Genomic DNA, 10,300 nt, shown 5'->3' on the forward strand with positions numbered 1-10,300 from the left:
GCCATCGAAAATTTTATACTTTCCTGTACTTTAAAAAAGCTGTAGTATAAACTACAGCTCTATCAACAATTTCAATAATTATCTATCGTTTTGTTGTGCTTTCTTAGCTCTTCTACAAGCTAAACATCTCTTTGGTTCGTTATCGAATCCTTTTTCTTTGTAGAATTCTTGTTCTCCAACTGTGAATACGAATTCAGCACCACAATCTTTGCAAGTTAATGTCTTATCTGTCATAATAATTCCTCCTAATTTTAAAGATTCTAATGTGATAATAATCTCTTAAATTACGAGAAACCATTACATTAAAGAAACTTTATTTAAATAGCAGTATGTACTGCTTATACTCATACTAACACTTATTTGTATAAATTACAATCTTTTTTTTTAAATTCCTTTAATTATTAAAAATATTCTTCTTATGTTGTTGCAATAAGTATTTTTACTATAAAAAATGAGTATACTAAATAATACATATTTTATGGAGGTTATTATAATGAATTCTAAATATATTGATTTATTTGATACATTAGTTAAAGCTTATTATGAAGGTAACTTTGACGATACCTTGGATACCATTATGGTTTGTCATGAAAAATCACCACAAGATACTTTCAATATAATAACATCACTATGTGGAGTTGATGTAAAATTTGATAATAATTATAAATATAATCTAAAAAAAGCTATCACTAATCATGCTGTAACACAAAAGATAGTAAAAAAATTAGATTGTTCATCTACCAATTGTTCTAAAGATAATAATAATAAATTTACCTGTCAAAAAGCTTGTCCTTTTAACGCTATAATGTTTGATACCAATAATAACTCCACATATATAAATAATGATATTTGTATTGATTGTGGAATATGCATCGACTCTTGTAAAAATGGACGTATATTAGATAAAGTAGAGTTCTTTCCTGTAATAGATTTAATAAAAAATAATAAAACAGTAATTGCTGCTGTTGCACCTGCAATCGTTGGACAATTTGGTAAAGACGTTTCCATGGATCAACTTAGAGAAGCATTCATTTCAATTGGTTTTTCAGACATGATTGAAGTTGCTTTTGCTGCTGACTTATTAACAATTAAGGAATCTGTGGAGTTTAACAAACATGTAAAATCTCCTAAAGATTTAATGATTACTTCCTGTTGCTGTCCTATGTGGGTTGGCATGCTTAAAAAAGTTTATAAAGAGCTTATGCCAGACCTTTCTCCTTCTGTATCCCCAATGATTGCTGCTGGAAGAATTATAAAAGCTTTAAATCCTGAAGCTAAAGTAGTATTTATAGGCCCTTGTATTGCAAAAAAAGCCGAAGCAAAAGAAAAAGATGTTGCTGGGGCAATTGATTTTGTTCTAACATTCCAAGAACTTAATGATATTTTTAATGCCTTATCAATTAATCCTAAAGATCTTAAAGGTATTCCATCAGTGGAATATACATCTACATGTGGGCGTTCATATGCACGTGTAGGTGGAGTAACTAAAGCTATTAAAGATACTGTAAAAGAACTTTACCCTAATAAAATTCAAAATTTCCGAGCTTATAGAGCAAATGGCATAAAAGAATGCAAGGAAATATTAAATGATGCTCTTACAGGCAATATCAATTTTAGTTTCTTAGAAGGCATGGGCTGTGTTGGTGGCTGTGTTGGTGGACCTAAAATTCTTGTTTCTCCTGAAGAGGGAAAAGAAGCTGTAGATAAATTTGCTCATGATTCTTCTATAAAAGTTCCTGTATTTAGTCCTTTGCTACAAGATATTTTAGTGAAATTAAATATAACTTCATTGGAGGATTTTATTAACGACGATAAAATTAAGATTTTACAAAGAGATTTTTAATAGTAAAAACATGAGTAATAATTGACGTCATAAATGACACCCAAACTATCAGAAAAGGTTTAGTGATTTCTAGCAAAGGTACAATGATTAAGAAAAAGTAAAATTTATATAATTAATATCTAACTGTAAATCTACACTGAGTAGAGTAGTTAATGTATATTGGTAGAATATAGATTATAAATCTTATAAATAGGCATAGGTTCGTGACAAAAGCCGGCATAGGGCTGCTTTCCAAGGACTTATTAATAGATACTTCGGAAATAAATAATAAGAACATAACCCCTTGTAAACTTAGTGTTCTCAAGGGGGTACTAATAGATACAATTATTCTATTTATCTTCTACTTGTTTACAGCCAACATAATCAGCATACTGAGGCGTTCCTAAACCGTATCCACCAGCGACTTCCATTATATCTCCAGTTATATATGATGACAAATCAGATGCGAAGAAGTATACTGCATTTGCCATATCTTCTGGAGTACCCATTCTACCTAATGGAACATGAGATAAGAATGATTTTCTGAAATCTTCAGGCATATTATCTATTGCAGCATCAGTAGCCGTTAATCCTGGAAGAACAGCATTTACTCTTATATTATGCTTCCCATATTGCATAGCCATTTGTTGAGTTATGTTGTTAACACTAGCTTTTGAAACACCATATCCAATTCTAGATATATCAGGAATATTTCCACCAATAGAAGATATATTAACTATACTTCCTCTACCATTTTTAATCATATGAGGTATTGCATTCTTAGATATAGAATAAACTGTACCTAAATTAGCTTTTATAGTATTAAAGAAATACTCTTCATCTGTATTAACTAAATCAAGGTCTTTAGCTGGATTAGATGTTCCAAAGTTATTAACTAATATATCTAATCTGCCCTCTTTTTCTATAATAGTATCTATCATGCTTTTATAAGTTTCTTCTTTATAAGCATCAAAATATACAGGTATCATCTTCAATTCTGTATATCTGTCACATATTTCTTGTGTATCCTCCATCCTTCTTACACCTAAGTAAACTATTGCTCCTTCTTGAGCTAATTTTAAGGCGCTAGCAAATCCTATTCCTCTTGTTGCAGATGTAACTAATGCTACTTTATTTATTACTGTCTTCATCTTATTCCTCCTTGTTGTATAATTGCATTAATGTATTAAGAATAAGTTCTACATGTCTTATTATTATACTAATTTATCTAATACTGATTCACCTATTGTATTTTCTGGCATTTTAATATTGAAGTTATCTGCTATTGTTGCACCTATTGTTGCAAAGCTTTCACTATTATCTAAAATACCATGACCTTTCATAGATGGAGAATATGCTAAGAATGGAACATACTCTCTTGTATGATCACTTCCACTATAAGTTGGATCATTACCATGATCTGCTGTAATTATTAATAAATCATCTTCTTTTAATTTTTCTAATACTTTTCCTAAATTCACATCAAATTTTTCTAGTTCTTCAGCATATCCCTTAGGGTTTCTTCTATGACCCCATAATGCGTCAAAGTCAACTAAGTTTACAAAACATAATCCATTAAACTCTTTATCCATTAATTCTAAAGTTTGCTCCATACCATGAACTGAGCTTTTTGATTTATGACTTTCAGTTATTCCTTCTCCATCAAAGATATCGCTTATTTTTCCCACTGATATAACATCATAATTATTATCTTTTAAAACATTTAATACAGTTTCTCCATATGGTTTTAATGCATAATCATGTCTATTGCTTGTTCTTTTAAATTCACCTTTTTTGTCTCCTACATAAGGTCTTGCTATAACTCTACCAACTTTCCATTCATCTTTTAAAGTCATTTCTCTTGCTATTTCACAACATCTATATAATTCATCTAAACCAAAAGTTTCTTCATGACCACAAATTTGAAGAACTGAATCTGCAGAAGTATATACTATCATATCTCCTGTCTTCATTTGATGTTCTCCTAATTCATCTAGTATTTCTGTTCCACTGGCACTTTTATTTCCAACAATTTTATGTCCTGTTTTTGCTTCTAATTGGTCTAATAATTCCTTTGGAAATCCTGTATCAGTAAAAGTCTTAAATGGTTTAGTTATATGAAGACCCATCATTTCCCAGTGACCAGTCATTGTATCTTTACCAACACTTGCTTCTTTTAATTTCATTTGATATCCAAGTGGATTTTCTATACTTTCCACATGTTTTATTTTATGTAAGTTTGCTATACCCATTTTTTGCAGATTAGGAATATTTAAAGATTCCACTGCTTCTGCTATATGTCCAAGTGTATCTACATCAATATCACCATATTGTTTTGAATCATCCATAGCTCCTATTCCTAAAGAGTCTATAACTATTGTAAATATTCTATTGTATTTTTTCATACTATTATCCCCTTTAACTAATTTACTCTTTATATCTTTCCTCAATATACCTTTTGTATATGTATATTTTATAATATAACACCAATTTTTTATAGAGGTATTTATATTTACAAGTTTTTTTATTCTAAAAATAATATTATATTTTACTTAGTAATACTATTTATATTCTTAAACATTAAAATAAAACTGCACTTATTAAGTACAGTTTTATAATTATTTTAATATTCCATTTTTTATAATATTAAATTTGCCAATAAGCTTTTCTTTTCCTACGGAACAATCATACTTTCCTGATAATGTAGATATTAATTCCGTAATCATTATATTTTCAATTGTCTCTAATATATTTAAAAGTTCTTCATCATTTGCAAAAACTATATTGGATAAATCTGTATATTTTCTTGCAGAGCTAATTTTAACTTCTCTACAGTCAAGCTTAAAGAAATAATTAAGTAAAGTCACATCAACCTTATGTAATGTCTTTATGATAAATTCATACATTTCTTCATTAAAATCTTTGCTGGTTACATAATCATAAATATAGATTGCCATTTGAAATATATCACACTTCTCACCATTAACCCCTTTAACTATTTCAGCTAAAACTTCCTCTCTATATCCATCTAATATGTATAAGAATAAGTCTTCTTTATTTTCGAAATACATATAAAATGATCCTCTGGAAATCCCAGCGTTCTTTATAATTCTATTAATAGATGCATCATAAAAAGAATATTCTACAAATTCACTTTTGGCTGCATTCATAATCTTTTTCTTCTTTTCAATTGGCAAATTAAAAAAAGTATTAGTCGGCATATACTAGCTCCTATCTATAAGAATAATATATTATATCCTTTATATTTTTTATTTTAAATTATTCACTTCTAAGAGCTTCAACTGCATCTTTCTTTGATGCCATCTTTGCTGGAATATGCCCTCCAATCATTGTAAGAATTGTACTTATGATTACAAGCATTACAGCATAAATAGCTGGAAGCTGTGCTACATTTTTAAGATCTGTCATTTTATAAATAACTGAATTTATTGGGAATGTAAACCCATATGCTATAGCTATACCTAATACCCCTGAAAATACACCTAGTATACAAGTTTCAGCATCAAATACTCTTGTTATATCCTTCTTACTAGCACCTAAGGCTTTTAATATACCAATTTCCTTTGTTCTCTCTAAAACTGATGTATAAGTAATTATTCCAATCATTATTAATGAAACAACTAATGATATTCCTGCAAAAGCAATTAATACAACTGTTATTCCTGTCATGATTCCATTGGTCATACTCATTATTGTGTCTGCCAAATCAGTATATACAATTTGATCTGCAACTTCTTTTCCTTCATTATATTCATCTAAATATTCCACAACAAAATCTTTATTATCAAATGAAGTTGGGAATATACTTATCATATATGGAGTTGAATTTCCTCCTAAATATGCTATAAGCTGCTCCTTAGTAGTTTCATCAATCTTTTCAAAAGTTAAAACATTAAAATCTGCTTCTTTCTGTGCCTTCACAATATCTGAATTCATAGAATCTTCTATTATTATTTCTGAAAGCTCATCTGAATAAGCAAATCCAGGCATTAACATTGCAAGTCCTGCATCTTTTTTTCCTCTAATTATACCAACAACTTTTAAATCAATTGCATTATTTGAACTATACATTTCTTCATAATTGGTATTCATTGTATAAATACCCATATCTGTTGCACTGTAATAGTCATTGTTTAAAATAGCTTTAAGTTCTAACCCTAATATATCATCAAATGAAATAGTTTTTTCATCATATCCTATGGCCTTTAAAATAGTATCTTGTACTTGATTCTTCTCATCAATAACCATTACAATTTCATTAGCATTTTGTGGATACTCTCCAATTAACAAATCATAGTTTTCCTCTAAATATCCTTGGCTATCTTCAGTTAATGTCTTTGGATATGATACAAAATTAATTTCTTTAGCATTTACAGGAACCACTTCACCATTTTGCTCCATTAAAAGATTCATTCCAGTCATTCTAGTGTATCCTATGCTTTGAACATATTCAGGATTAATATTTTCTATATAGTCAATATATTCTTCTGTAAATACATTTTTATGAGTCATTACATATTCATCAGTACTATAACTATAAACTTCCTTAGCATCACTATAACTTTTTTCATTTTCCGTAATACCTAGCATTTCCTTCTGCATTTCTGAAATCTTATCAATATCAATTTCATTAGTTTCTTGCGTTATCATAATAGGGAATGATGCAAAGCTATCACTTTGGAATTTATTAATTTGTTCTTGGAATCCTGATGATAATGACATTATAGTAGCAATTCCAATTATACCTATACTAGATGCAAAAGCAGTAAGAGCTGTCCTACCTTTTTTAGTCTTAATATTAGTAAATGAAAGTTTTAAAGCAGTAGCAAAGCTCATACTTGTTTTCTTAAGCTTGAATCCACTCTTTTCACCATTCTTCTCATCATATGGATTACTATCAGAAATGATATTTCCATCCTTAAATTCAACTATTCTATCGGCATACTCATGAGCTAATTCTGGATTGTGTGTTACCATAATAATTAGCTTATCTTTTGCTACTTCTTTTATAAGATTCATAATTTCCACTGATGTTTCAGTGTCTAAAGCTCCTGTTGGCTCATCAGCTAATATTATGTCTGGATTATTAGCAAGAGCTCTGGCTATGGCAACTCTCTGCATCTGTCCACCTGATAATTGATTAGGTCTTTTGTGTAGATGATCTGCCAATCCTACTTTTTTAAGAACTTCTAATGCCTTTTCATGCTTTTCTTTAGCACTTACTCCACTTAAAGTCATACCTAATTCAACATTTTCAACGATACTTAAATGTCCAATTAAATTATAACTTTGGAATATAAAACCAATGGAATTATTTCTATAGCTATTCCAATCCTTTTCTGTAAAATCTCTTGTAGATTTACCATTTAGTATTAAATCTCCATCAGTATAATTATCTAATCCACCAATAATATTTAAACAAGTTGTCTTTCCTGACCCACTAGTTCCTAATATGGCTACAAACTCTTTTTCTCTAAAAGCAACTGACACTCCTTTAAGAGCATGAGTTTCTATTTCTCCAATCTTATATGTCTTTTTAATATTTTTTAATTGTAACATAACCTTTCCCCTCCCTTTGTCAATTATATATAAATTATGACAAGATGTCATATTTATCTAAGTATATATGACACCTTGTCATATGTCAATTAATATCCTCTATCATTTACTTAAATTTAACAAAGCTTCACCTTTTAATGTAAATACTTTAATATTATTTACCAAAATAACTTTTTTTATAAAAATAAATTTCTAAAAAAAATGATTTAGAAATAACAGCTGTATTTAACAAGATCATCAGGCCATCTGTTCATTTTGAAATTCATCCTTATATTGAAAATCTTACAAGGATAACTACTGAAATGGTTGCTACTGAAAACTATTTTCCTGAAGTCTATAATGATTTTTTAAACTTCATTGGTAAGGAAGAGCAAAAAATTTATACTGAACAACTTTTTGCACAATTTGAAAAAATGTATAACCGCAAACTCTCATCCCAAGAAAAAGACATGATTAAACTTGCTTATATAATGGGTAAAACTAATCAGTTCTCAAAATAGCTTTATTTTTATAGATATTTTATATTTCATTTAAATAAAAATATTATATAATATACTTCGAGGGAGGTGCTTTTAATAATGAATAATCAATTAACTAAAGAAAATCTAAAGAAATTGCAAGATGAATTAGATTATAGAATGACGGTAAAAAGAGCGGAAATAGCAAAAGAAAAAATGATTGCTGCTGCTCATGGAGATAGATCTGAAAACGCAGAATATAAAGCAGCTTGTGCTGAATATAGAGAAAATGATAATAGAATACAATACTTACTTACCATGATTTCAACTGCTACTGTAATAGACGAAAGCAGCTTAGATAAATCTGTTCTGGGCATTAATAGCAAAGCCAAAATAAAATTTATTGAAGATGATTTTGAAGATATTATAACTCTTGTTACAACTATGGATATGGACCCTGAAAACATGCTTATCAGCATAGAATCTGATTTAGGAAAAGCATTAAGTGGAAAAAAAGCTGGAGATATAGTGGAAGTTAATGCTCCTGGTGATAACTATACAATTGAAATCATAGAAATAATGGACTAATGATTTAATCATTAGTCCATTTTTATTTGCCAATTATAATAATGCCTTTACCATTGGATTAATTTTTGATCTATCAAATTTCCCACTAACTTTTGGCATTATTTCCTTCATTATTTTACCCATATCTGCTGCTGTATAGTTACCACTTGCAATAATTTCTTTAAGCATTTCATTAACTTCATCATCAGTTAATTTCTTTGGAAGATATGGTGTTAAAACTTCTATGGCAAAATTTCCTTCAGCTATTTTTTCTTCATTATTAGCTTGCTTTGCATATTCTAAAGCTTCTTTATTTTGTTTTATACTTTTTTCAATTATCTTTATAACATTTTCATCTGAAATGTCTTCTCTATTATTAACTTCATATGCTTTAATTTCAGCATTTACAAGTCTTAATACATTTACCTTAGCCTTATCTCTTGCTTTCATTGCTGCTATTTCATCTTTTTTCAATGTTTCTTTTAACATAAATTTTCCGTTAGTATCCTATAATACTAACACTTCACCTCTTTCATATATTTTTTACTAAATTATAACATAATTGATTATAATGTGCGATATTCTTCATTGTGGCACTATTATTTAATAAATATACTTACTTAACTAATTTTTTCATATTAAAACTATATACAGCTTATATTTAGAAGTCTTATTATATTTTCTGATGTTTTTTCAACATTTTCTGGTCCCTTTACCAAAGCCTCTTCAATGGATGTAACACCTCTCATTATACCAAATATAGCATCTATACCTTTATCATATAAGGCATCTATATCATTTCCAACTCTTCCAGCTAAAGCTATCACCGGCTTATTATATTTTTTAGCTATCATTGCTACTCCTAAAGGCGTTTTACCATACTGTGTTTGAAAATCTATACTCCCTTCACCAGTCCACACCATATCTGCATCTCTAACTTTTTCTTCAAGATTTGCATATTCTATCACCATTTCAATACCACTTTTTAATTTTACATCTAAAAATGCCATAAGCCCTGCTCCTAATCCGCCTGCTGCTCCTGCTCCTGCTTTACTAATAACATCTTTACCTAATTGTTCTTTTATGACCTCAGCATAATGGCTCAAATTTTGGTCTAGTATTTCAATCATTTCTCTTGTGGCGCCTTTTTGTGGTCCAAATACATATGATGCTCCTTCTTTTCCACAAAGAGGGTTATTTACATCACAAGCCACTTCCACAGAAACATATTTTAATCTCTCATCAAGATTTGATAAATCTATGGTATGTAATTTAGCCAATGCTCCCCCACCATATGATAAGTCATCTCCATTTTCATCTAACAATCTTCCTCCTAAAGCCTGTATAAATCCAGCTCCTCCATCATTAGTAGCACTTCCACCAATGCCTATTAAAAGTTTTTTTACCCCTTTATCAAGACATGCTTTTATAAGCTGCCCAGTTCCAAATGTTGTTGTAATTAATGGATTTCTTTTTTCTGAATCAACTAGATGGATTCCGCTGGCACTAGCCATTTCTATGACACCAATCTCTCCATTACCTAAAATTCCATATTCAGCTACTACATTATTACCAAGGGGCCCCACTACTTCTTTTGAATATACCCTTCCACCTGTTGCATCCACTAAAGATTGCATAGTTCCTTCTCCTCCATCAGCCATGGGAACATGTATGCATCTAATCTGAGAATTAGCCTTCCTTATTCCTCTCTCCATAGCTTCACATACTTCCTTTGCTGTCATGCTTTCCTTAAAAGAATCTGGTGCTAATACAATTACTAAATCCTTTTTCATAAACTTCCCTCAATATATTTTTTATCATTCTTTTATAATTATATCATTTTATTTATTTGCCTTTTTAATGATAAAATATT

Annotated in this window: 10 protein-coding genes; 3 read left to right on the forward strand and 7 right to left on the reverse strand. The window is 29.4% G+C overall.

Annotated elements, in window-relative coordinates; translation table 11 throughout:
- Positions 1 to 78 precede the first annotated feature (78 nt).
- A complete protein-coding gene (locus Q5O44_RS00530; protein WP_022166429.1) occupies positions 79 to 234 on the reverse strand; it encodes a zinc-ribbon domain-containing protein in 156 nt (51 codons plus the stop codon).
- A gap of 259 nt (positions 235 to 493) precedes the next feature.
- Here Q5O44_RS00530 and Q5O44_RS00535 point away from each other — a divergent pair, with 259 nt between their 5' ends.
- The gene (locus Q5O44_RS00535; RefSeq protein WP_022166430.1) at positions 494 to 1,843 is read left to right on the forward strand and encodes a [Fe-Fe] hydrogenase large subunit C-terminal domain-containing protein; all 1,350 of its coding nucleotides are present in this window, start codon (positions 494 to 496) and stop codon (positions 1,841 to 1,843) included.
- A 329-nt stretch (positions 1,844 to 2,172) separates the two neighbouring features.
- On the opposite strand, the gene Q5O44_RS00540 is transcribed toward Q5O44_RS00535, so the two are convergent.
- From Q5O44_RS00540 to Q5O44_RS00555, 4 genes are all read right to left on the reverse strand, one after another.
- Positions 2,173 to 2,973: an SDR family NAD(P)-dependent oxidoreductase gene (locus tag Q5O44_RS00540; protein ID WP_022166431.1), complete on the reverse strand. Its 801-nt coding sequence runs from the start codon at positions 2,971 to 2,973 to the stop codon at positions 2,173 to 2,175.
- Between the two features lie 63 nt (positions 2,974 to 3,036).
- Positions 3,037 to 4,227 carry a phosphopentomutase gene (locus tag Q5O44_RS00545; RefSeq protein WP_302637008.1) on the reverse strand — a complete coding sequence of 397 codons (1,191 nt, stop codon included), beginning with the start codon at positions 4,225 to 4,227 and terminating at the stop codon, positions 3,037 to 3,039.
- A gap of 213 nt (positions 4,228 to 4,440) precedes the next feature.
- Positions 4,441 to 5,043, reverse strand: a complete 603-nt coding sequence (locus Q5O44_RS00550; protein ID WP_022166433.1) for a TetR/AcrR family transcriptional regulator — start codon at positions 5,041 to 5,043, stop codon at positions 4,441 to 4,443.
- A gap of 58 nt (positions 5,044 to 5,101) precedes the next feature.
- Positions 5,102 to 7,402 carry an ATP-binding cassette domain-containing protein gene (locus Q5O44_RS00555; RefSeq protein ID WP_022166434.1) on the reverse strand — a complete coding sequence of 767 codons (2,301 nt, stop codon included), beginning with the start codon at positions 7,400 to 7,402 and terminating at the stop codon, positions 5,102 to 5,104.
- Between the two features lie 188 nt (positions 7,403 to 7,590).
- On the opposite strand from Q5O44_RS00555, the gene Q5O44_RS00560 reads away from it, so the two are divergent.
- Together Q5O44_RS00560 and greA are read left to right on the forward strand one after the other, a co-directional pair.
- Positions 7,591 to 7,902: an exonuclease domain-containing protein gene (locus Q5O44_RS00560; protein WP_302637012.1), complete on the forward strand. Its 312-nt coding sequence runs from the start codon at positions 7,591 to 7,593 to the stop codon at positions 7,900 to 7,902.
- A 78-nt stretch (positions 7,903 to 7,980) separates the two neighbouring features.
- Positions 7,981 to 8,448 (forward strand): transcription elongation factor GreA, encoded by a 468-nt coding sequence (gene greA, locus Q5O44_RS00565; protein WP_022166436.1) that lies wholly within the window; start codon positions 7,981 to 7,983, stop codon positions 8,446 to 8,448.
- A gap of 33 nt (positions 8,449 to 8,481) precedes the next feature.
- On the opposite strand, the gene Q5O44_RS00570 is transcribed toward greA, so the two are convergent.
- A complete protein-coding gene (locus Q5O44_RS00570; RefSeq protein ID WP_022166437.1) occupies positions 8,482 to 8,916 on the reverse strand; it encodes a GatB/YqeY domain-containing protein in 435 nt (144 codons plus the stop codon).
- Between the two features lie 155 nt (positions 8,917 to 9,071).
- Positions 9,072 to 10,220, reverse strand: a complete 1,149-nt coding sequence (locus Q5O44_RS00575) for a glycerate kinase (protein ID WP_022166438.1) — start codon at positions 10,218 to 10,220, stop codon at positions 9,072 to 9,074.
- Positions 10,221 to 10,300 lie beyond the last annotated feature (80 nt).

Source organism: Clostridium sp. CAG:221 (genome assembly GCA_000435835.1).
Lineage (GTDB): Bacteria > Bacillota > Clostridia > Clostridiales > Clostridiaceae > Clostridium.

What these genes read in the sequence shown, in the direction of transcription:
- Q5O44_RS00530 (WP_022166429.1), bottom strand. Translation starts at nt 234, where the DNA reads ATGACAGATAAGACATTAACTTGCAAAGATTGTGGTGCTGAATTCGTA.
- Q5O44_RS00535 (WP_022166430.1), top strand. Translation starts at nt 494, where the DNA reads ATGAATTCTAAATATATTGATTTATTTGATACATTAGTTAAAGCTTAT.
- Q5O44_RS00540 (WP_022166431.1), bottom strand. Translation starts at nt 2,973, where the DNA reads ATGAAGACAGTAATAAATAAAGTAGCATTAGTTACATCTGCAACAAGA.
- Q5O44_RS00545 (WP_302637008.1), bottom strand. Translation starts at nt 4,227, where the DNA reads ATGAAAAAATACAATAGAATATTTACAATAGTTATAGACTCTTTAGGA.
- Q5O44_RS00550 (WP_022166433.1), bottom strand. Translation starts at nt 5,043, where the DNA reads ATGCCGACTAATACTTTTTTTAATTTGCCAATTGAAAAGAAGAAAAAG.
- Q5O44_RS00555 (WP_022166434.1), bottom strand. Translation starts at nt 7,402, where the DNA reads ATGTTACAATTAAAAAATATTAAAAAGACATATAAGATTGGAGAAATA.
- greA (WP_022166436.1), top strand. Translation starts at nt 7,981, where the DNA reads ATGAATAATCAATTAACTAAAGAAAATCTAAAGAAATTGCAAGATGAA.
- Q5O44_RS00570 (WP_022166437.1), bottom strand. Translation starts at nt 8,916, where the DNA reads ATGTTAAAAGAAACATTGAAAAAAGATGAAATAGCAGCAATGAAAGCA.
- Q5O44_RS00575 (WP_022166438.1), bottom strand. Translation starts at nt 10,220, where the DNA reads ATGAAAAAGGATTTAGTAATTGTATTAGCACCAGATTCTTTTAAGGAA.